Consider the following 22,924-nt stretch of genomic DNA (forward strand, 5'->3'; position numbering starts at 1 on the left):
GAGTTCAGCGGGGCAGGCCTTCGGCTGCGGCCAGTTGTCTGGCGTGCAGCTCACGACGACGCAGACTCTTGCACTGATACAAGTCTTTGTCAGCGGCGCGGACCCAATCCTGGACCGTTTCTTTGTCTGTACTGGCCGCAGAGCCATGATTGACACAGAGCTCGGCAAAACCTTCACTGGCAATACGCTGCTCCAGCCTCGGCAGCAAGTTCTGCAGTCGCTGCCCCTCGACTTCCGGCAGTAGCAAAGCAAAGTCATTGCCACTAATGCGAAAAGGCTTGAGCTTGGCTTCAGACCAGCTTTGTAGCTCTTCGGCTACCGCCAACAGCAATCTGTCCCCTTCCCCATGTCCCAGGGTGTCATTGACCCGTTTCAGCCCCTCAATATCCAACAATACCAACAGGTATCCCGGCTTGGGCATGCCACTACTCAGGCAGGAATCCGCCAGACTCTCATCATAGGCCAAGCGGTTGGCAAGACCTGTAAGGCTATCACTGCGAGCTCGTTCCCAAGCGATACCCAACTTGCGGATATACTCCTGGCGCTCCTCCGACAAGAGTTTGAGCTTACTTGCCAACGCCAAGGACAGCAACAGAGCATCGGCAGTGCCACCCAGCAAAGTTGCCAGCTCGGCATATTCAAAAAAGTCCGGGGTGATACCCATGTTACCAGGCAATATGATGATTGCCGGCAGCAGCAAACAGCTGAAGGCCATTATGAAATAACGCGCCGGCGAGAAGCCTTTCATCAGACAGACATTACCGCAAACTATCGCCAGTCCAATCCAGAGCATAATAAGCACTGAAGCAATAATCGCCGTATAGGACAAGAACCAAATACTGGTGGGCAGAGCCAACACACAGGCCCACAACAAGATGCGACTGAGGCGCCAAAGCTTGGGCGAATAGAGAGAAAGCTGCAGAAAATTGTTATAGAACAAAATGTTCAATATGGGCAGGCTGATAAAGAATAGGTGATGCAACTCGAGTTGCCGGAACTGAAACAAGTGCGCGGGCAAGTGGAAGGTCAAGGCCCAGCCGCCGAAGTAAGCCAGCACATAAAGACCGTACCAAAAGAACGCCTTGTCACGGGTGGTAAAGAAGATGAACAGGTTATAGCAGGCGATAAAAATCAAGCCCCCGAGACATAGCACCACGGCTGTGGCATGTCTGTCGGCGCTGAGCCTGTGTTCTATTTCAGGAGCCAGGCGGATCTCGGGTGCCGATGAGTAGTAACGGCTCTCAACCTTGACCACCAGCCAATAATCTATCCCCGGCTTGATGGTGAACCGCCTGCCATAATCAAACAGATACTGATAGTCGGCATCATAGCCCGAGTGGGCTTGCTGTTTGCTACCATCTTGCCCCAGCAGCAAAAGATCTATGGATTCTATAATGGAGTTGCGTACGTCTATGACCCAAGTCTGTTCACGACTTGCCACTCGTAAGGGATGCACCATCCAGTAACTGCCGCCGGTCAAACTCAGGCTGGTTTCCTGTTGCGCCCGGATCCAGGCTGGTACCGCCTCGAACGAAGTCGGTGCCAACTGTTGTGGCTCAGCCTTGAGAATGTAGCTGTTGTCGAGCACCTGAGTGGCCCAGGCACTCACACTAAACTGGAGCAGAACAAACGCCAGCAATAGCCTGAGCAGGGAACCTGGGTGTTTATCCATATTGAAGGGCGAACGTTTGTCTGTCGGCAAATCGATTTCCGTCCAAGACCATGGCGCTATCCTTATCCTTGAGTACATAAACGCCCAAGGCACTGAATCTATTTTTTATTGTTAATGATTTAACTCTATTTCGGTGAACCACATTTTGCAATCCAGCTCACAGCATTCGTGATAAAATTCTGTCAGGAAATGCCAGTTTGCCACGCTCCGGTGACGAAAAAGTGTAATTTCAGTCGATTCTGACCCTATCCCCCACCAACTTGAGCATTTCTGTAGCGACATCCACTTGGTCATCCAATACTAAAAAGTACCATCCCACAGTATTGCCTGTGCCTCTGATACTCAGATAGTTCCCCCAAAACTGCATCCCCGACTTGAGCAAATTATCACGACTGGCACGATTCTCTTCTCTAACTGTAGCAAACAATAGCCGGATCCCCATTTCCCGGGCGATTTGGATCCGTTTTTGGGTCAGGGCCGCCGCAATCCCCCGCCGTCTATAGTCGGGGCGCACCATTAAATATCCGAGCTCGGCGATATCTCCGCAACCGGCCTTGATCACAGCGCAGCCCACCAGCTCCCCGACTCCGTTTTGCGCCACTATCACGGCACGGGAGGCCATGAAGGCCTGATGATCCAAGGGGTGAGCATTATCATCGCGGCTATCAACCAAAGCGCAAGCGGCAGCAATCAAGTCAGGACTTTGGGCCAGGGAAACCGTGATTTCCTGGGCAGGATTAGGCATAAATACTCCTTTGGTGACTATACTTGGCGGATATGTGAGCTATCGAAGGGGACATTCCCCATAAAACCTAACCTCGGCTTAACCAGATTAACGTATGGCTACAGGTAAAAGCCGCAATTAGTTCGGGAAGGTGCGAACAGGTCCCATGTGTGCTCTGCGTAGGCTTACAGGCCAGGATGCAAGGCGTGATTCGCTGCAAATGGCCTTAGTCCTTTGCAAGAAGCACAACACAGCAGACTGGCCTGTAAGCCACGCCCTTCGGGGCTTACACTGCAACCGGCTCTCTGCGTTATCCGACTTTGACAGGCCCCGGCATGCCTTCAGTCAGATGCCTTGAACGCCAATTGCTGTGTAAGCCAGAGTGCCACGAGGACCTGTTTGCACCTTCCTTATGTTAGCCCCATTGAGGGAGTTTGTGGCAGACAACAAACACAATTCTCTGAGTAACCCCGGGTAACCGGGCACTGTCACGCTCCGGGAACAACAAGAGGAACCAAGATGAAAAATCGTATTTCAAGTATCGCACTGCTTTGCGGCTCAGGCCTGTTGCTGACTGCCTGTGGTGGCAGCGACAATGATACCCCGCCGACACCAACACCCAATACCGCCAAAGTTAGCTTCGCCGTATCTGATGCCCCGGTCGACAGTGCCGAAAAAGTGGTCGTGGCGTTTGACAAAATTGAGCTGGTACGGGAAGGACAAGATAACATCTTCCTCGAGGTCTCCGGACCTAACGGCGAAGACTACCGCCAACTGGATCTGCTGGAGTATCAAGGCAGCGACAGCGCTCTCATCCTCAGCGATGCCGAGTTGGAAGTCGGCACTTATTCACAGTTGATATTGCATATACTGGATGAGTCCACCGGCTCAGATCTCAGCTATGTGATCGACGAAACCGGTCAAGTGCCACTCAAGCAGCCCAGTACCAGGCTGCGTTTAGGCAGCTTCGAAGTCGACAGCACCGGCGTCCAGCGCTTCACCATAGAATTTGACCTGCGCCGCAGCCTGGTGGAAAACAAAAATGGTCAGCGCTATAACCTCAAGCCCCACGGCGTATCCATAGTCAACAATGCGACTGTGGCTTCCTTGTCCGGTGAGGTAGATATCAACCTGTTCAACGCAGGTGAATGTGCTGCCGATAGCGGCAACTTTGTCTACCTCTATCCCGGCCACGATCTGGACCCAGCATTGCTGACCGATAACCTGGATCCGGATGTCAACCAGAATGCGGTACCAGAAGGCGCCGTAGTGCCATATAACTCGGTCGAAGTGGAGTATGAAGCAGGTAACTTCGGCAAATACGCCTTTGGCTTTATTCCCGCCGGGGATTATACAGTGGCCTTCAGCTGCAGCGCGGAAAATGACGACCCAGAGCAATATGATGGTCTTATTATTCCCAACCCTGCCCCTCAGTTGCATCAGGTCACCCTGAGCAACCAAACCGATACAGTGCAAGACTTCAACGCCATTGTCGCCCAGTAGCTTTCAAAGCCTTTTGTGAAAGGGAGCCTGTGCTCCCTTTTCTTTTGACTGTCTTTTATTGAGCCCACTTTGCAGAAGTGGTCAATGCTGTCACATAAATAGCTAACGACTATAGATACAGCAAGGTTGCCAATCCAAGGAAAGTAAAGAAGCCAACAACATCCGTGACCGTAGTCAGGATCACCGAGCCGGAAAGCGCAGCATCCTGATTAAATTTCTGCAATATCATGGGTACTGCCACCCCGGCCAATGCCGCAACCAGCATATTGACCAAAATAGCCACAGCAATCGTCATACCAATCAGGTTATCGTCAAACCAGAGCCCAGCCACCAAACCTATGAGTACGGCCCAGAGAATACCGTTGAGAGCCCCTATCCCAAGCTCGTTCTTCATCAAGGAAAACAGGTTTCCTATGGAAATCTGTCCCATCGCCATGCCGCGGATCATCAGGGTCAATGATTGCGAGCCGGCAATTCCGCCCATAGAGGCCACTATCGGCATCAATACCGCCAGCGCCACCACTTTTGCCAATACATCCTCGAACAAACCTATGGTGGCAGAGGCCAAAAATGCCGTCAGTAGATTGATCCCGAGCCAAATGGCGCGGCGACGAGCGCCCTTGACGATAGGCGCAAACAGGTCATCGGACTCATCCATACCGGCCGAGGCCATCAAACGCGCTTCATAGTGTTCTCGCACCAAGGCGGTTGCCGTTCGCAGCGTCAAGCGGCCGATTAAGGTGCCTTCTTCATCGACCACCGGCAGCTCAATATCTGAGCTGTGCTCTATCGCTTCGGCGGCCTCTATCAAGGATGAATCGGCCGACAATACCCGGCTGTCCGGCTCGATAAGCGAAATAAGCGGGGTTTGCGGATCCTGACGAAAAATCTCATAGCGACTGACGGTTCCCTGGTAATGATTATCCTCATCCACCAGATAGAGGTTTTCGCAGCAATCCAAGTCAATACGGCGGAAGAAACGCTGCGCCTGTTCCACCCGGCTTTTGTTACTGAGCACCAAGGCCTGATGTTCTGTGTAACGACCTATTTCATTTTCCGAGTATTGATCATAAAGCTCATAGCGCTTGCGTTGCCGCTCCCCCATTTGCGCCAAAGCACGATCGATAAAGCTGTCGGGCAAATAATCGCTCCATTCGATCATCTCTTCAGCTGACAGTTGCGCCAGTAACAGATCCACCTCTTCCACCGACATCTGCCTAAGAAGGCTCATCCTGGGTTCGGCGCGCATCAAGCTGAGCACAGCTGACCGCTCAGCGAAGGCTATTTGATTCCAGCGCTCATAGCGTTCATCCAGCGGCAAGGATTCCAGCAATAAGGCTATCGTGCCAGGATCGGCCTCTTCTAGGATCTCACCAAAGACCTCGGCCTGAGCTTCGCCCTCCAATAGCGTTAACTGCTGTACCACCTGCCCCACTTCTGCTTGAGGTTGAAGCTCCGGCTCGACTGCTGTTTGTGTCACTCAACTCTCCTCTCTCTTTCTTTTTAGTATGCGCTTGGGTCAAAACTTAAATTGCGCACAAATAAATTGCTAACAATATAGTTTGTGTTATATAGTAAAGCTTCAACCAAGGAGCCACTATGTCTAACTCAATATACGCTATCCCACTTGAGAATATCCAAGGACAACAAACGGATCTCAGCGAATTTCAAGGACGGGTCATGTTGCTGGTCAATACCGCCAGTGCCTGTGGCTTTACTCCTCAGTATGCCGGATTGGAAAGCCTGTATCAGGAATTCAAAGACCAAGGCCTGGTGGTACTCGGCTTTCCCTGTAACCAGTTTGGTGCTCAGGAAAAGGGCAATGAGCAGGAGATCCAGTCCTTCTGCGAATTGAATTTTGGTGTTAGCTTCCCACTGTTTGCCAAGCTGGAAGTCAATGGCCCCCATGCTCATCCCTTGTTTAAACTGCTCAAGCAGCAGGCCCCTGGCGTGTTGGGCTCGGAAAGCATTAAATGGAATTTCACCAAGTTTCTGGTCGATCGCCATGGCAAAGTCAGCAAGCGCTATGCTCCCACAACCAAACCCGAGGCTCTGCGTAATCAGATTATCCAGCTATTACAGGATAAATAATCAATTGAAAAATAAACTAATTAAAAAAACATGATTATTTTTCGCCATTCAGGGGGAACCAAAACATCACTGCAGACTCCAACATAGTGAGCAGTGAATTTACTTTTTCATGTTCATCATTCTCCCTAAGGGGCTTCTAGCGCGGCCCCATTGATCTTCGATAGATCATAAGGCAGTCCTTAATGGCTGCCTTTTTTTATGCCTGCCGGCTCCACAAGAAAAATCTCTTTATGGCTGAACTTTTTCTCTCCGAATAGCTCTGAATAAGTGAAGCGATTTTAACGGTTTCATCATCATCTCCCTTTGGACTGAGATACTGGAGCTAGCGCCCAAGATCTTTGTCCCCTGCATTTTTTAGGCAGTCCTTTGGACTGCCATTTTTATTCTCTATTTTCATGCTGTTTGGAGACTTGCCTTTAATCATGCTTGGCATGTCGCAGATAAAAAATTTATCCACCAGGGAAACTTTTTCGGCAAAGCCGACTCTGAATAGCTGAACCTTTTTCAAGTGTTTCATCATCACCTCCCTTGGATGGGAGCCCGGCGCTAGCGCAGCGGGTTTTCATTCTTTGCACGACTTTTGTACGAATTAGCTTTGTACGACCTTATATGGCAACCCCTTGGGTTGCCATTTTTTTATCCCCGCTTTTCAGGCGCAAACCAAGGTCAGCAAAAAAATTTCTCTTTCCAGGAAACTTTTTCGGCAAAGCCGACTCTGAATAACAGAACCTTTTTCAAGTGTTTCATCATCACCTCCCTTGAATGGGAGCCCGGCGCTAGCGCAGCGGGTTTTCATTCTTTGCACGACTTTTGTACGAATTAGCTTTGTACGACCTTATATGGCAGCCCCTTGGGTTGCCATTTTTTTATCCCGGCTTTTCAGGCGCAAACCAAGGTCAGCAAAAAAATTTCTCTTTCCAGGAAACTTTTTCGGCAAAGCCGACTCTGAATAGCTGAACCTTTTTCAAGTGTTTCATCATCACCTCCCTTGGATGGGAGCCCGGCGCTAGCGCAGCGGGTTTTCATTCTTTGCACGACTTTTGTACGAATTAGCTTTGTACGACCTTATATGGCAACCCCTTGGGTTGCCATTTTTTTATCCCCGCTTTTCAGGCGCAAACCAAGGTCAGCAAAAAAATTTCTCTTTCCAGGAAACTTTTTCGGCAAAGCCGACTCTGAATAACAGAACCTTTTTCAAGTGTTTCATCATCACCTCCCTTGGATGGGAGCCCGGCGCTAGCGCAGCGGGTTTTCATTCTTTGCACGACTTTTTGTACGACCTTATATGGCAGCCCCTTGGGTTGCCATTTTTTTATCCTGCTGCTCAACTCACCCAGGTAAATAAATAGTTGATGCCAATATTGCCATTCAAGAAAATGAAAAGACTGAGTCAAACTCACTGCAACATCATAATATGGCAGACTTTTCTGGAATCTACTGTTCGGAGTGAAACAAATAAAATGAATTATTTTGCTTGGTGCGGGAACTCGCGGAAAAATCGGTAGTCAGAATTAGTGAACCGAGTGTTTCATCATTATCCTCCCTTCAAGATGGTTTCTAGCGCACCATCCAGAGTTTAGATTGAACTCTGACAGCGACCCAAATGGGTCGCTTTTTTTATGTCTCTATTTTACTGCTTGTCAGGCCCATTGAGGCGATGCTTGTGAACTTTGCAGAAGCGTGGTCAGCATATTAGCCAATTTATCCAGCGCTAGTTTTAACCCCTTTGGCATACTTTGAACATCTATGCCAAGCAGCAAGTTTTTAACCTCGAGTCCCAATTCGGTATCGCCTTCTATACTCAGTCGGCGCTGGAAGAATAGAGTGTCCGGATCCTCTTTGGCGGCTGCCACCAGCAAGAGTTCGGCGCTATTGGCACTGAAAGTGACTTCCGGAGCCGTAAAAGGTCGCACCTTGAAGCCCTGTTTGAAGCTGACTTCAAATGCCAATTCCATATCCTCGACCCGGACGCCAACCCATTGGTCTTCAAGAAAATCCAACTCGCCATCCTGAACCTGCTCGCTAAGCAATACCGCCAACAACTGTTGCAGTACACCCGCCTTGATAGTGAAAGGAACCAAATTCAGCGGTTTCCCGGCCAACTTGGGAGCCAGGGTGAGAATATCGCGCGCCGCCTTGGCGGCTAAAGCCGTGCGCATCTTGAGTTACTCCTGATAAAAAAGCCCAAACTCTGGCAGTCTAACTAAGTTTTATGGTTATAAACCTGTTTTATATCAACTCTATGAGATCCAAAGGTCGATAAACTGCTGCTTTGTTTGCAATTAGGGAGAAAGTTAACATGGAACTCCTGTGTCCGGCCGGGAACTTGGCTTCACTCAAGGCCGCTCTCAACGCCGGCGCCGATGCCCTCTATCTGGGGTTGAAAGACGATACCAACGCCCGCTCATTTGCCGGGTTGAACTTCACACCGACCAAGCTGCAACAGGCAGCCAAAGAAGTAAAGTCACAAGGGCGCAAACTGTATCTGACTATTAATACCTTTCCGCAGCCGGGTGAAGAGAAACGCTGGTATCAAGCCGTCGATCTGGCCGCCAACACAGATATTGATGGGCTGATCATGGCCGATCTGTCGCTGCTGGATTATGCCCATAATCACTACCCTCACCTGCCGTTGCATTTGTCGGTACAAGCCAGCGCCACCAATATCGGCGCCTTGTCGCTCTATAAGCGAGAATTCAACATTGAGCGCGCCGTACTTCCCAGAGTGCTTTCCATCAAGCAGGTCAAGGATCTCGCCAAAGCCAGCCCGGTTGACCTGGAAGTGTTCGCCTTCGGCAGTCTATGCATTATGGCCGAAGGACGCTGTCAATTATCTTCTTATGTGACCGGGGAATCTCCCAACTCAGGAGGTTCCTGCTCACCGGCAAAACATGTGCGCTGGCAGGAAAATCAAGGCTGTCGCCAGACCCGTCTCAACGAAGTCTTGATTGACAGCTCGGGGTTGAATGAACAGATGGGCTACCCTGTGGTATGTAAGGGACGATATCTGACCGAAGAAGACAGCCAGCCAGGCTTCTTGCTGGAATCCCCCACCAGCCTCAATACTTTGGACTTACTGCCGGAACTGGCTCAGGCTGGCATAGTGTCGCTCAAAATTGAAGGTCGCCAACGCAGCCCCGCCTATGTGGAACAAGTTACCCGGGTTTGGCGCCAGGCACTGGACACCTATCAGAATGCGCCTGAGCGGTTCCAATCCAAACCAGAATGGCATGCCGCACTGGCCAAAGTATCCGAGGGACAAACCACTACGCTGGGTGCCTACGAGCGCAGCTGGCAATAGGAAGTTTTCTATGAATATTTCTCTTGGCCCGCTGCTTTATTGCTGGCCTAAAGCACAGGTACAAGCCTTTTACCGTGAAGTAGCAGACAGCACTATTCCACTGATTTATCTGGGAGAAGCCGTTTGCAGCCGCCGCAGGCAGATGAAGTTTGCCGATTATCTGGCCCTGGCCCATGAACTCAAAGACGCCGGTAAACAGATTGTACTGTCAACCTTGGCCTTGATAGAAGCACAATCCGAGCTTAAAGAGCTTAAGAAACAACTTGATAATGGCGAATTTATGGTTGAAGCCAACGATATGGCCGCCGTAGGTATGGCGCGAGAACAGGGACTGCCCTTTGTCTGTGGCGCCAGTATCAATAACTACAACAGAGCCAGCCTGGACAAACTGCACCAATGGGGCATGCAGCGCTTTGTGATGCCCATTGAGCTGTCAAAGACTTGGCTACAGAAAGTCACTACTCCCGCACCAAGCTTTGAAGTCGAGTTATTGGGCTATGGTTATCTGCCCTTGGCCCACTCGGCCCGCTGTTTCACTGCCCGCCATCGGGGACTGGCGAAAGATGACTGTCAGACAATATGCATCCAGCACCCCAAAGGCCTGGTCGCACAAACCCAGGAGCAACAGCCGCTATTGCGACTCAACGGTATCCAGACTCAATCGGCAGGCCGCTGCGATCTCAGACGGGATATTCCAGAAATAAAACGTTTGGGCGTTGACTGGTTCAGGGTATCACCCGATGGCCATGATTCTATCGCTCTGGCGGAATCTTTACGGCAAGATGCAGGGAGTGAAGTCGACGCCGAAACGAGCAATGAAGCCTGTAATGGATACTGGCACGGCGCGCCAGGCATGGTCTATAGACGTTAAATCAAAATCTTACGCAAGCTCGTGTTTGGGCTTTTAATATGGATGTTCAACAGGCTCCTGTTCATCGGGAGCCTCTTTTGTACACAGCAGCAAACACAGGACCCAGAGCATAAAACTGCCGAGTCCCAGCCATACCAGCACCGCCGGCAACCAAAAGTCGGGGCGCGGTAATTGCAGCACCAACTCATAGTAAAAAGGATTGTCCCCCTCGGTAATACCAAGTTCCAGATATGGCAAAAACAGAAAAGCGCCCAAACTGATGCCGCTGATAAGCGCCGGGATTAAGGTCCATAAGGTGGCCGCGACAAAGGGGCGTTGTACTAGATAAATTAGATAGCAGCCTACGCTGATACAGCCAAAGATGAAAAACCACTTCAACATCATAGTGTGGAGATGATAGACATTGACCGGAAATAAGCCCACCCCGGCGAGCGCCATACAGGTCAGAGTCAAACTGAGATAAAGAAGATGACCACTCAATTGGCGAGATAGCTGCAGGATAAACAACCAGCAGAGTACCAAACTCAGGCTGCCAAAGAACAGACCACCATTAAGAACCACTGCCAAAGATGAATGACCATAACTGCCCAATTCACTCAAACTGTGATTGAGTAAACTGAAGCCCCGGCCATCGCCACTCTGATAGCCCAAGATAACCAACCCCAGGCCCAGCAGCAGTCCAAAGAGTCCCAGCAAACCAAAGCTCAACGCCATTCTTGCCAGTCTCTGTCTTCTTAACATGCCAGTGTTTGCCCCGGATTAGGTTTCTGCAGTCTAACTTACATGCTCCAGATTTTTTTTAAAGTCCGGGCAAGGTCTTTTTGCGTTACTGATCGCTTATTTACCCGAGTTTAAACAACAAAAGTCGCTCCCGGTCGAATTATTGCATTTTGGCACCAGAGTATAGATTCCGGTTCGTTGGCCCCTGGCTTATTCAGCAACTAATTGATGATATTGATTCTAATCGTCAAGATGATGACAGCCACGGAAATTGACATGGCTTGTCCAAGGGCAAAAATGCACCAGCAGATTCCACTGTAGTCAGCCGATAGCCAGTTTATTTATAGCGTTTTATCCCGGCCAAAACACTGACCACAGAATTTTACAATTAGTATTCATATCAATGATATGCAAATACTGGTTCCTAAAAGATTTGTCAAAAAAGCCCTCCCCCCAATAACCACAAAAATGTTATGCTTATCACACTTAAAACGATAATAAGGCCTGAATCAACATAGGGCCACTAACTCTGAGCCGGAATAAAGATGTCCACAAGGAATTCCACCACTACGGACAGGGAAGTCTGTCTGCAATCCACCGACGAACTCATTTCCACCACAGATCTTCGCGGCGTTATCACTTACGTCAACCCTGCCTTTGCCAAGATCTCGGGTTTCTCTGAAGTCGAGCTATTGGGCCACAGCCACAACATGGTTCGCCATCCCGACATGCCCAAAGCAGCCTTTGCCGAAATGTGGCAATGCCTCAAGGCGGGCCAATCCTGGCGGGGATTGGTCAAAAACCGTTGTAAGGATGGTGGTTTTTACTGGGTCGATGCTTTCGTTTCCCCCATCTTTGAACAGGGAAAAATCATTGGTTATCAATCCGTCAGGGTTAAGCCCAGCCAAGAGACTGTTAAGCGGGCCATCAAAGTTTACCACCGTCTGAACCAAGGGAAAGAAGTCAAAGATCCACTGACGCTGACACAAAAACGCTTGCTTTCAGCACTGATGGCTGGGGCTGGTCTGCTGCTCTGTGGTTATATTTGGGGATGGGGAGTGATGTTGGCCGGGGCCATATTGATGGCGCTCAATCTGGCAATCTTCTATGACGAAGCCTTTCGTATTCCCGCCCGACTGATGACACTCAAGCAAGAGTACGACTCTATCAGTCGCTTCATCTATGCCGGGCAAGACACCTCATCTGTGCTCGAATTCCAGTTACAACGTAAAGCTGCCATGCTTCAAGGCGTATTGGGCAGGACTCAGGATCAAGCTCTGAAAACCAATGATATTGCCGCTCAGTTGGTGGTGGCCACCGAGCAGGCCAGAGTCGGCATGGATCTGGAGCAGCAACAGATGCATCAAATTGCCAGCGCTATCGAAGAGTTGCACGCCACAATCAGTGAGGTAGCCGACAATACTCAGGCTACTTCTGGCCGTATAGATGAGGCTTATGGCCTCTGTCGTCAAAGCCGGGATGTGATGCATCAGAACAGCAAACATATTCTCCACCTAGCCGATGATGTTGCCAGGGCGGCTTCCAATGCCAAGCATCTGAACGATGAAGCTCAGCAAGTTGCCAATGCCATGTCGGAAATCGATGCCATTGCCGATCAAACCAACTTGCTGGCCCTCAATGCAGCCATAGAAGCAGCCAGAGCCGGTGAACAGGGACGCGGCTTTGCCGTAGTCGCCGACGAGGTCAGAGCCTTGTCGGCTCGAACCCAAGAGTCCACCAAAAGCATTTCAGCCAGCATAGAGACTATGTTCAGCATGCTGACCAAGTGGGCCACTGAGATGGAAGCCAGTAGACACCAAGCACAGAAATGTGCAACCGAAGCATTATCGGCAGTAGAGTCCATCAACACAGTTAACCAGGGAATGAGTGAAATACACGATCTCGCCAGACAAAATGCCGTGGCAGCCACTCAGCAGGGGCAAGTGGTACAGGAAATAGCAAGTGGCATCCAGATGATTCATGGCGCCACCCGTGACAACGTTTCTGCCCTAGGTCAAGTAGAGCACGCCGTATTGCAATTAAAGGCCAGTGCCGACAGGTCATTGAATCTGAGACAAACCTTCGGTTAAGGCTCAATCCTGGACTTGACTCGAGCAACAATTATTTAACTATTTATTTTTGAAGACTTTTTTATTAGGAACTGCTCAAACAATAATTACGCAAAGACTGCTAATAACTATGCTGTTGTGATCAAAGAGACAGAACTGACAGCGAATGAATTTACATAGCCGCATTAAGGGGGTAATCTTGCCCCCTTAAATTCTGGGGCTGGCTGAATGAAAATGCATCCAAAGCCAATATTGCCCCTGGCGAGTAACTTTTTACTCATTCATTAGTGTAAATTCAGGGTGTAACAAACGTGGCAAACGAAAAACAACCCCGCAACATAGCAACCATACTCACCTTCCTGGTGCCATCCCTGCTCGGTGTCTTACTCTTTATGACACCTATCAGTTATAACAACGAACTGACGATCCCTGTAGCTGTGTTGGCCGGTGAACTCAAAGGTTTGCTCAATGATTATCTGACCGGCATAATTTGCGCCATAGTAGTATTTATGGCCACTGCCAGTGTATTGGTAAAGCTCCTTCGTCCCGGCTTCGTCCGCCACAGCAAGTTTCTTAACTCTCTGTTGAATATCAGCCCTGCCTGGCTCTTGGTTAGAGTATTGGGAGCAATATTTATCTGCCTGACCTTCTTCCAGGTTGGCCCTGAGATACTCAGAGCCGATTCCACCGGCGCCTTGGTAATGAATGACCTGCTGCCGCTACTCTTCTGTGTGTTCTTTTTTGCCGGTATGTTCCTGCCTTTATTGCTCAATTTTGGCCTGCTGGAACTCTTCGGTACCTTACTGACCAAATTGATGCGACCGGTATTTAACCTGCCGGGACGCAGCGCCATCGACTGTATGGCCTCTTGGCTCGGGGATGGTAGCGTTGGTATTCTGCTCACCAGCAAGCAGTATGAAAACCGCTTCTATACCCAACGTGAAGCGGCGGTTATCGGCACCACCTTCTCGGCAGTCTCTATCACCTTTACCCTTGTGGTGCTCACTCAAGTAAAACTGCAGGCGATGTTTGTGCCCTTCTACCTGACGGTCTGTCTGGCCGGTATTGTTGCCGCCATAGTTGTGCCCAAGTTGCCGCCGCTGTCACGCAAAAAAGATCTCTATATTGATGGCAGTCCCAGGCAGAAAGATGATGAGTCACTGCCGCAAGGCCATAACTCCCTGTCCTGGGGGCTGGAACTGGCGCTCACCAAGGCAGCCAATACCGGCGGTATATTCAAGGTGCTCTCCGAAGGGGTAAAGAATGTCATCGATATGATCTTCGGGGTACTCCCTGTCGTGATGGCAATAGGCACCATAGCTTTGGTCATCGCCGAATACACCCCGGTATTTGACTATTTTGGCATGCCTTTTATTCCGCTGCTGGAATTGATGCAAATCCCCGAAGCAACACAGGCCTCCAAGACTATAGTCGTTGGGTTTGCCGATATGTTTATCCCCTCGATTCTGGCCACCAGCATAGAAGCCGACATGACACGTTTTGTGATTGCGGCGCTGTCGGTCACCCAATTGATCTACATGAGTGAAGTAGGCGCCTTGCTTATCGGCAGCAAGATACCGGTGAAAATTTGGGAGCTGTTCGCCGTCTTCCTGCTGCGTACTCTGGTCACCCTGCCTGTGATTGCCGGGATGGCACATCTGCTGTTCTAGGAGCAATGTAACCTAACCTCCCGACAACGGCCGCTACATGCGGCCGTTGTTGCAGCATCACCCATGAAATCCCCCCGTAAGTATCTGTGTCACCGCGGCTTCGCATCTGGCAGAGAATGTTAAAGCCTTCAACAAGTGCTTTTACGCCAAGGATGTCGATCAGCAAGATTTGCGAACAGTACCAAAGTGAAATGGCCGATTGCTGCCGACTGATGCTGACTAACCTGGAGCGCGCCGCCAAGCGGAGCCGCAGCTTCAAACAGCTCTCCGTCGAGAGAGTCCCATGAACAACTGCGGGAATTTAAACTGGTGACTCAAGTGCTTGGCGGCGAGATCCGCCTGATCAGTGCACCGGGGCATGGCAGCGAATTCCGCATCATATTGCCAAATGATATCGAGATGAGTTCGGGGCGTCACAATAAGGTCATCGAGACGTCACTTCAAGGTCAAATAACTGACTTAGAGTCTTTCACAGTCAAACCCGTTTCACTGGTTTTATCCAGGAGCCGCGATGAAAGACAGCAAGTCATTGGTCAACAAACCATCGACATTTCGCCCATACTCCCGCCGCGCAGCCGAGCCTGTCATCAAGCTCAACGCCCTCTGGCTCTCGGATATTCACCTGGGCAGCATTGACTGCAAGGCCGAATACCTGCTGCACTTCCTAAACAGCGTTCAGCCCAAGGTGCTGTATCTGGTGGGGGACATAGTCGATATCTGGGCCCTCAAACGCCGGGTATTCTGGCCCGAGAGTCACAACCAACTGCTGCAAAAACTGCTGCAGATGGCACAGAGCGGCATCAAGCTGGTGTATCTGCCCGGCAACCATGACGAGCTGTTTAAGGACTACCATCAGCTGCAACTCGCCGACGTCATTATCAGCAAAGAGTACCGACATCAAACCCTGAGCGGCAAAACCTTGCTGATGCTGCATGGCGATCAGTTTGACTCCGAAGTCTGTATCGGCCGCATCACCGCCCGCCTCGGCGATCACCTCTACGATGTCTTGATGTTTCTCAACCGCCAACTGCACAAGGTTCGCCGCCGTCTCGGGTACCCCTATTGGTCTTTGGCCGGTTTTATCAAGCAAAGAGTCGGCAAGGCCCAGCAAGCCATCAACAGTTTTCGCGAAGCCGTGGTGCGCTATGGCCGCAAGCAGAAGGTGGACGGCATCATCTGTGACCATATTCACCAGCCCGAGCTCACGGAAATGAGCGGCTTTATCTATGCCAATGATGGTGACTGGGTAGAGAACTGCACCCTATTGACCGAAACCCTCGAGGGCGAGCTGCAACTCGAGCGCTGGAATGAACAACTGGGCCGGACCGAAGTACTGAAACGCTTCGCCTGGCAGAGACAAGAACAACAAGCTGCTTAAATCAGGTACCCCATTATGATGTTTACCGTCGATAAAGTTGTGGAATCCAATCTGCCCAATATCAACAGCAAGCCTTGGCTCGCCAAGCCAACCAAGGCCTTACTGCGTTATCTGCTCAATGAGCGGGAGTGCAATGATATCGCCGGCCAATTCAGTTTTCTCAAGGGCGTGGATTTTGTTGAACAAGTGCTGGAAAGCTTTGCCGTCAGCTATACTGTGCCGGACAGTGAGGTGGAAAACATTCCCCATCAGGGCCGGGTCGTTATCTTCGCCAATCATCCAATAGGTTCGCTGGATGCTCTGGTGCTGATAAAACTTATCAGCGAAGTCAGGCCTGACATTAAAGTAGTTGCCAACGAGCTGCTGATGACACTGACGCCACTGCACAACATCCTGCTGCCGGTTCGCAATATGACAGGCGGCACCCCCAGACAACACCTGGAGAAGATCCATCAACATCTGCGTAGTGAAGGCGCTGTGCTCATCTTTCCATCGGGTGAGGTTTCCCGGCTCAGACCAAACGGCATTCGCGATACCCAGTGGCAAACCGGCTTCCTGAAGATGGCTATCAGCTGCAATGCGCCGCTGCTGCCCATGTATGTCGATGCCAAGAACTCGGCGACCTTTTACGGCGCTTCCATGTTATATAAACCTTTGGCTACCCTGCTGTTGGTCAAGGAGATGTTTAAACAAGCCAGTAACACTTTGCCGGTGCGTATCGGCGAGCTTATCCCGGCAGAAGCGGTCAGCGGCAGTAACTTCCCGCTCAAAACCCGGGTCAGTCTGCTGAAGAACCATCTCTATCGCATCGGCAAGAATCGTAGCCCACTTTTCAACACCCAGAGCGCCATCGCCCATCCTGAAAAACGTCGTGAGTTGCAACAGGCTTTACTGCAGTGCGAGCAGCTTGGTCAAACTCAGGATGACAAGCAGATTTTCCTCTACCGCCATCAGGGCAGCAGCCCTGTGATGCGGGAAATAGGTAGGCTGCGGGAACTGGCTTTCCGCGCCGTAGGTGAAGGTACGGGAAAACGCAGAGACATAGACAGGTACGACTCCAGTTATCTGCACCTGGTGCTCTGGGATCCCAAGGAGCTGGAAATAGTCGGCGCCTACCGCTTTGCCGAAGTTGCGAACTTGCACAGTGCCGGAGAAAGCCTCTACAGTGAGTCACTGTTTCACTATCAAGCTGAATTTTCGCCCTATTTCACCAAGGGCCTGGAACTCGGCCGCAGCTTTGTACAGCCTAAATATTGGGGGAAGCGCAGTCTCGATTACCTCTGGTACGGCATAGGTGCCTTTCTGGCTCGTCATCCCGGCTACCGCTATCTATTCGGGCCGGTGACCATAAGCAACCAACTGCCGGCACCAGCCAAGGAGATGTTGGTGCACTTCTACCTGCAGCAGTTTCCCTGTAAGACACAACTGGCACAGTCTTTCGCGCCTTTTGGTCTGTCACCTGAGCGCCAGACTGAGCTGGACAAACTCTATATCGATTCAGATTATCAAGACGCGTTTAAACAGCTCAAGCAGACCCTTGCCAGTATGGGAGCCGCTGTGCCAACTCTCTACAAGCAATACGGCGAACTTTGTCAGCCTGATGGGGTGCGCTTCCTCGCCTTTGGAGTGGATGCCGACTTTGCCGACTGTATCGATGGCTTGGTGCTGGTGGACTTGGACAAACTCAAGTTCAAAAAACGCAGCCGCTATATCGATTGCCATCTGCAGGAGCTCAATCAGCAAGATGAAAATACTCTGAGTTAGCATTATTGACAGGGCTCTGATATAACAAAGGAAAGGTTATGGAGGATCCCTATGCAGCTCTGCATCGCCGATATCATGATCACTCGGGTTGTCACAGTGGAAATGGACGATCGCCTGAGTGTGGCCAAAGAGATATTTCATCATGCAGGCTTTCATCACTTACTGGTAGTGAATGATGAAGGCAAGCTGGAAGGCGTCCTGTCCGAACGTGATCTGCTGCGGGCCTTAAGCCCCAACCTTGGCAGCGATACCGCCAGCAGCAGAGATCTGGAAACCCTCAATAAGCGGGCACACCAAGTAATGAGCCGTAACCCTGTAACCGTTGCGCCACACGTAGGCCTGGCGCAGGCTTCCAGGCTCTTATTGGAGAAAGATATAGGTTCACTGCCGGTACTGGAAGACGGCGAAATTGTCGGTATAGTGACCTGGAAGGATCTATTGCGAGCCTATTGCTGTTAACCCGAACTGGCTCAAGTGTCATGACTTAGGGAAAATTATCTTAGAGTCATCTCATCCAACTTACGAGCCTTCTCAGAGCTGAATGCTTCCTTGAGCAACACACACTCTCTGGCTTCCCTGATAAAGTAACGCTTACCGCGGGCATCCTTTAACGACTTACCGCTCAAACGCGCCATAAATAGCTGCTGCTTGTCCAAGTCCCAGCGATAAAAGGCAATCTGCTCTCCCTTGCTGGTAATCAAGTGACATTTAACATCCTGCCGCTCGGCGGCTTGGGCTGTAAATAGCATACCGGGCAGTAGGAGCAACAAACCATATTTAATTGATCTCATCATTTCCAACACTCCGTTGAAGCACCACTTTTAATCCCGGCATCGGTCAAGGTCAGCGTTTTACACTTACTGTCGCGGCTGGCCTGCGCTCCTTGTGCCGTTGCGGTCAGGGTGAAATCCGCTGTGCCGGTTGACGCGATACTGTAATGACCATTCTCAGTAATAAAGGGACTGGCATTGAGCCCCAGTTTGGTCATATCCGTGGCATAAGTGCGATTATCCAAATAGTATTGCTCCTGCAGATTGGCCAGTCGCATCAAGGCCGCATGAGCCTCGGAGCGAGTACTCTTGGCAATGTACTGCACATAAGATGGATAAGCGATAGACGCCAGTATGCCGATAATGACCACAGTGATCATGACTTCTATCAGGGTAAAACCCGCTGGTCTTTTCATCTCTTATCCTACTCATTTACATGGTAATAAATTCGATTGGTCGTTAAACCACTTCCCAGAGAAATTGTTCCTTTACAATCACCATTTTCACACTCACCCTTTCCTACGCCGATAATATATGCAGTAGGATCCTCATCAGTCTCTGGTTTAGGGATAACTATTTGAGGAGTATCTGGCACTCTCTCCCCAACATCATAAAAAACTTCACTAAAACTGCGTGTTCCCTTATGCAAGTCAAATACATATAAACGGCCTTGACCGGCAAATCCACATATCCCTGCATCTAAATCTATATCTGAATTAACTGGCGGAACAAAAGATGTAAAATACACCTTGCCGTCAAAAATTAATGATGCTGATAGGGATTTTTCCCCTGAAGATCCAAAATTATAAAACCATCCTCTTTTTGTTCCAAAGGCAACATCCTCAGATTGAGATGCAGGAGCCGACGACGTAACATCATACAAATCTTCAAGACCCAATGGCTGTGGAGTACCGTCTGAAAAATATTGAGTCACAACATTTCTATCTTGAAATACATAAAACATATCGTCTGTTGCTGTACCTAGAGGATGAGTTCGATTCCCGCTACCAATAGCTACTGCATCATAAGGGATATTTTGATAACTTAAAGCCCCATTATCACTATGTATATTGCTGAATTGAGTCTGAGCCACAACTGGCTCAACAAAAAACATTCTATCATTAGGAGAACCTGAGGTAGCAATAGAGGCAAACATAAAGATAGGCCATTTAGACATCTCATTACTAGGCATATCGACTCGCCATATTTGCCCACTCACATCTGAAGCGTAAATTCTGTCACTTAAACCGTCATTATTACTATCAAGTACTGCGACTCTATTGGGAATGCTACTCATCCCAACTTCAGACCATTTCTTTATCAGTTCACCAGTAGCAGCATTGATTATATATATAGCATTACCAGCTCCTCCAGAAAAAGCCATCCCCCCGCCAATTATCAACACTGGGCCACTAACACCTGGGATATGAGTAATGACAGGTTCAGACCATGACTCACCTAGCTCCTCAAACCCAGCACTGTCAGAATTAATCATCCATTTAAAAACTGGGCTATCTGGGTTTGTTATATCTAATGAATAATATGAACTCCCCCCTCTTCGCATACCTAAATAGACCCAAGCCTTAGACACTTTTCCGGCTGAGTCTGTTTCAGTATAAGCGATAGGAGACAAATCCATTCCATAAACACTATGTACTCCAGTTTCATAGTTTCTACGCAACTCAGGGACATTTCCCCATAATTCATTGGGTATGAATGCCCATGACTCTTGAACATTACCAATAGAATAATCACCGCTTCCTGAATCTGAGTCTTTAAACATGTGTACTAAACCCTGATTAGTACCAATTAGTATTCTAACATCAAGATTTTCTCCTTTATCATCTGGAGTTCCACCAAAGTTAATTGCCAAGGGTTTGGAGTGGAGAGGATCACCCATTATATCTTCTCTAGCTTCTGATGTAATGCTATCACCATCATCATCATCCACGTCAACGCCATATAACCAATCTAGATCATCTTGAGAGTAAGCAGAGCTAAAGCTTGAGCTTTTTAAGTCTACCAAACCATTGCCTACATTAGTCTTTATCGCTCTACCTTTTAAACTATCCTGTAAAGTTGGAAGCACTCCGCCTGAGTTAACCTTATTACCATCAATCTTATTCCCAGAACAAGCGTTCCAATAAGTACACACGGTCGGTGCAATATTTCCGCTAGGATCAATTGCGTTAGTAGTGCCGCCAGGAGCAACAATTTCTCCAGATGAATTAACTTTAAGCTTCTTAAGATTACCGCTCCACCTGGGCCCCTCACCGGGTAAAAACATCGCGAAATAAGCAGAATTATAAGTTTGAGTTTTATCAAAGTTATTGCTGGCAATACTTGGTGAGGTAAAAGAAGAGTCTATTGATAAAATTGACTTCAGAGCATCATCCATAGCTCCAACTAAATCTAACCCAGTTTTAGCAACATAATAACCTTTAGATATACCATTGTCATTTCTTGGATTACCTCCTCTAAAAGCCGCCTCCTCTAAAAGAGCTGCGGCCGTCTCCGCGCCTTCGGAGAAACCTATTGTAAAAACTCGCACATTCTGTTTATTATCTATCCCTGTTGAGTCTTTAATACCTTTAACCAAGTCATTGTTATACATGTAAGCAGCTAATGCTGGAAAATAACTAACCTCTTCCTCACCATCATCATTCACAAACTCAAACCCAGAATAATCAGCAGCACTATCTGAAGATGAAGTCAAAGATAAAATATTCGCATTAGCGCTATTATCTAAAGTTGGTGCTCCATCTGTAATATAGATAACATATGCGGTATCAGGGCATTTTTTAAACGGTGATGAGTAATTACCTGAAGATATAATACTTGGCGGGTTATTAGGAATGTAGTCATCAATATTGAAAAGACCTTTCCCATTAGCATCTTTATTGCCATATGTTACAGGCCCACCACTAAAATATTGATATGCTTCATACAATGTTTCGCATAAGGGGGTATTGGTCTGCGCCGGCATACCATTAATTAATGATGTAAGACTGGCTAGATTACCATCGGTCATTTCCGCTATATCGAATACGATTCTGCCACCATTCGCATCACCCTCTTCAGGGTAGTTAAGATTAAATACGGCTAAACCCGCATCGATTGGAATAGCCAAATCTGTAAGAGCTGAAACTAAAGCCTCCTTTGCGACCTCAAGCCTTGTTCCAGTTCCACCACTATTTTTACCATCTTCAGTTGTTGTGACCCACTCATACCAAACTAGATAATGAGCAGTATACAGGGTGACAGGAGACCCCTTTCCGAAATCAGTATGGTCTAAGCTGTACTGACTAGCGACATCGTCCGTACCTACTGTATACATATCTTTTGAATCTATAGGATACCCTAAAGGAAAATCTCCACCCTTCTTATTTTTCCCAGGATTGCCAGGATTTTCATTTAATATATCCTCGTAACAATCAACAATCTGCCCTTGATTAAACCCTTCATTATCTGCCAGAGAATACCATTTACCGGAATTCCCTTTCAGTTTAAACTCCCGCAAATAGCCAGTATATCGCCCTCTAGAAGTTAATGCATCAGCGGCAAGCTGACAATTATTATTATCACTATAAAATCTACGGGACTCTGTTGGGTCATCAGGCACAGGCATAGTACTCGTATTATCTATACCTCCAGCGTTCCAATATATACCTTTTTCATTAATATAGCCTGCATATCCAGTAAGGTAATCAGAAAAACCATCAGCGTACGTGCAACGTTTATTATTATAATCTTCTTCAGAGCAGTATGAACTTATAGCATTTTCATCTTCGGTGGACATACTCCCCGAATTATCGAAGATAAATAGCACTTGCGGACGTTTACCACTTCTGACTGTAGAATCAATTAGGTAAAGTTCTGTATCATCAGCAATAGTAACTCCAGAAACTACAACCATGGCCATCAGAACACTTAGTAATAGTTTATTAAACATAATTTTAGTTTCCTGTAAGTATTTGCTGTTCAACTCCGGATGCAACCGTTAACGAACCTAGGCTATCGCGGCCATAACTGACTGTACTTGTTATCTGAAATCGGCGACAACTCACTAAATTGGCTCCGGTAGCATTGGAGGTTCTTTGACAACTAACATCCTTCACCCCTGTTTCCGGTAAAGGCGAAATAACCTGCTTACCATAAAATCTGTCCAAACCCACTTCATCTTTAACATTCGCAAATGGCGCCCCGGCATACTCTGTAATAACCGCCTGCAACCCACCATCGGCCAAGGCTTTGGCTTCCACCCGCTCGGCACCGGCGCCGGCCATGCGCAGCGACTGACTGGAGTTAACCGCCAGTGCCACACCAATTAAGGTCAAAATAATCAGGAGGATAAGTGCAAAAAAAAGTACAACTCCCCGCTGCTGCCTTAT

Annotated in this window: 20 protein-coding genes; 9 read left to right on the top strand and 11 right to left on the bottom strand. The window is 48.8% G+C overall.

Going from position 1 to position 22,924, the window contains the following annotated elements; genetic code table 11:
* Positions 1–4: 4 nt before the first annotated feature.
* Entirely contained in the window at positions 5–1,672 is a 1,668-nt protein-coding gene (locus SIL79_RS00640; RefSeq protein ID WP_039036090.1) for a GGDEF domain-containing protein, read from the bottom strand.
* A 229-nt stretch (positions 1,673–1,901) separates the two neighbouring features.
* Positions 1,902–2,417 carry a GNAT family N-acetyltransferase gene (locus SIL79_RS00645; RefSeq protein ID WP_039036085.1) on the bottom strand — a complete coding sequence of 172 codons (516 nt, stop codon included), beginning with the start codon at positions 2,415–2,417 and terminating at the stop codon, positions 1,902–1,904.
* Between the two features lie 498 nt (positions 2,418–2,915).
* Here SIL79_RS00645 and SIL79_RS00650 point away from each other — a divergent pair, with 498 nt between their 5' ends.
* Positions 2,916–3,899 carry a DUF4382 domain-containing protein gene (locus tag SIL79_RS00650; RefSeq protein ID WP_071477228.1) on the top strand — a complete coding sequence of 328 codons (984 nt, stop codon included), beginning with the start codon at positions 2,916–2,918 and terminating at the stop codon, positions 3,897–3,899.
* A gap of 109 nt (positions 3,900–4,008) precedes the next feature.
* Here SIL79_RS00650 and SIL79_RS00655 read toward each other — a convergent pair whose 3' ends face one another.
* A complete protein-coding gene (locus SIL79_RS00655) occupies positions 4,009–5,379 on the bottom strand; it encodes a magnesium transporter (RefSeq protein WP_215774123.1) in 1,371 nt (456 codons plus the stop codon).
* A gap of 119 nt (positions 5,380–5,498) precedes the next feature.
* Between SIL79_RS00655 and SIL79_RS00660 the strand changes: the two genes are divergently transcribed.
* Positions 5,499–5,990 carry a glutathione peroxidase gene (locus SIL79_RS00660; protein WP_039036082.1) on the top strand — a complete coding sequence of 164 codons (492 nt, stop codon included), beginning with the start codon at positions 5,499–5,501 and terminating at the stop codon, positions 5,988–5,990.
* A gap of 322 nt (positions 5,991–6,312) precedes the next feature.
* Here the strand turns inward: SIL79_RS00660 and SIL79_RS00665 are convergent, their stop codons facing one another.
* The 3 genes from SIL79_RS00665 to ubiT form a co-directional block, all read right to left on the bottom strand.
* A complete protein-coding gene (locus tag SIL79_RS00665) occupies positions 6,313–6,507 on the bottom strand; it encodes a hypothetical protein (RefSeq protein ID WP_162207308.1) in 195 nt (64 codons plus the stop codon).
* Between the two features lie 592 nt (positions 6,508–7,099).
* Positions 7,100–7,390, bottom strand: a complete 291-nt coding sequence (locus SIL79_RS00670; protein ID WP_319618896.1) for a hypothetical protein — start codon at positions 7,388–7,390, stop codon at positions 7,100–7,102.
* Between the two features lie 240 nt (positions 7,391–7,630).
* The gene (ubiT, locus tag SIL79_RS00675; RefSeq protein WP_039034871.1) at positions 7,631–8,149 is read right to left on the bottom strand and encodes a ubiquinone anaerobic biosynthesis accessory factor UbiT; all 519 of its coding nucleotides are present in this window, start codon (positions 8,147–8,149) and stop codon (positions 7,631–7,633) included.
* A gap of 140 nt (positions 8,150–8,289) precedes the next feature.
* Between ubiT and ubiU the strand changes: the two genes are divergently transcribed.
* Together ubiU and SIL79_RS00685 are read left to right on the top strand one after the other, a co-directional pair.
* A complete protein-coding gene (gene ubiU / locus SIL79_RS00680; protein WP_039034872.1) occupies positions 8,290–9,291 on the top strand; it encodes a ubiquinone anaerobic biosynthesis protein UbiU in 1,002 nt (333 codons plus the stop codon).
* A 10-nt stretch (positions 9,292–9,301) separates the two neighbouring features.
* Positions 9,302–10,162 (top strand): U32 family peptidase, encoded by an 861-nt coding sequence (locus tag SIL79_RS00685; protein ID WP_319618897.1) that lies wholly within the window; start codon positions 9,302–9,304, stop codon positions 10,160–10,162.
* A gap of 33 nt (positions 10,163–10,195) precedes the next feature.
* On the opposite strand, the gene SIL79_RS00690 is transcribed toward SIL79_RS00685, so the two are convergent.
* Complete coding sequence (locus SIL79_RS00690; protein WP_071477015.1) at positions 10,196–10,903, bottom strand: DUF998 domain-containing protein; 708 nt, start codon at positions 10,901–10,903, stop codon at positions 10,196–10,198.
* Positions 10,904–11,427: 524 nt separating this feature from the next.
* On the opposite strand from SIL79_RS00690, the gene SIL79_RS00695 reads away from it, so the two are divergent.
* The 5 genes from SIL79_RS00695 (at position 11,428) to SIL79_RS00715 (ending at position 18,222) form a co-directional block, all read left to right on the top strand.
* A complete protein-coding gene (locus SIL79_RS00695; protein WP_039034874.1) occupies positions 11,428–12,972 on the top strand; it encodes a methyl-accepting chemotaxis protein in 1,545 nt (514 codons plus the stop codon).
* Between the two features lie 290 nt (positions 12,973–13,262).
* Complete coding sequence (locus SIL79_RS00700; protein WP_319618898.1) at positions 13,263–14,621, top strand: YjiH family protein; 1,359 nt, start codon at positions 13,263–13,265, stop codon at positions 14,619–14,621.
* Positions 14,622–15,132: 511 nt separating this feature from the next.
* On the top strand, positions 15,133–15,999 hold the full coding sequence (locus tag SIL79_RS00705) for a UDP-2,3-diacylglucosamine diphosphatase (protein WP_319618899.1): 867 nt from the start codon (positions 15,133–15,135) through the stop codon (positions 15,997–15,999).
* Between the two features lie 15 nt (positions 16,000–16,014).
* Positions 16,015–17,763, top strand: coding sequence for a GNAT family N-acyltransferase (locus SIL79_RS00710; RefSeq protein ID WP_082014313.1), 1,749 nt, complete (start codon positions 16,015–16,017; stop codon positions 17,761–17,763).
* 51 nt (positions 17,764–17,814) lie between these two features.
* Positions 17,815–18,222, top strand: coding sequence for a CBS domain-containing protein (locus tag SIL79_RS00715; RefSeq protein ID WP_071477011.1), 408 nt, complete (start codon positions 17,815–17,817; stop codon positions 18,220–18,222).
* Positions 18,223–18,257: 35 nt separating this feature from the next.
* Here SIL79_RS00715 and SIL79_RS00720 read toward each other — a convergent pair whose 3' ends face one another.
* Genes SIL79_RS00720 through SIL79_RS00735 form a run of 4 tightly spaced genes read right to left on the bottom strand, consistent with a single transcriptional unit; the run spans position 18,258 to position 22,924 of the window.
* Positions 18,258–18,557: a TapY2 family type IVa secretion system protein gene (locus SIL79_RS00720; RefSeq protein ID WP_071477010.1), complete on the bottom strand. Its 300-nt coding sequence runs from the start codon at positions 18,555–18,557 to the stop codon at positions 18,258–18,260.
* Complete coding sequence (locus SIL79_RS00725; RefSeq protein WP_039034878.1) at positions 18,554–18,949, bottom strand: type IV pilin protein; 396 nt, start codon at positions 18,947–18,949, stop codon at positions 18,554–18,556. Before SIL79_RS00725 ends, SIL79_RS00720 begins: the two co-directional genes overlap by 4 nt.
* Positions 18,950–18,957: 8 nt before the next feature.
* Positions 18,958–22,485, bottom strand: a complete 3,528-nt coding sequence (locus SIL79_RS00730) for a pilus assembly protein (protein ID WP_162206687.1) — start codon at positions 22,483–22,485, stop codon at positions 18,958–18,960.
* Positions 22,486–22,489: 4 nt separating this feature from the next.
* The gene (locus SIL79_RS00735; RefSeq protein WP_071477019.1) at positions 22,490–22,924 is read right to left on the bottom strand and encodes a PilX N-terminal domain-containing pilus assembly protein; all 435 of its coding nucleotides are present in this window, start codon (positions 22,922–22,924) and stop codon (positions 22,490–22,492) included.

Source organism: Shewanella indica (assembly GCF_033842865.1).
GTDB classification, from domain to species: Bacteria; Pseudomonadota; Gammaproteobacteria; order Enterobacterales; family Shewanellaceae; genus Shewanella; species Shewanella indica.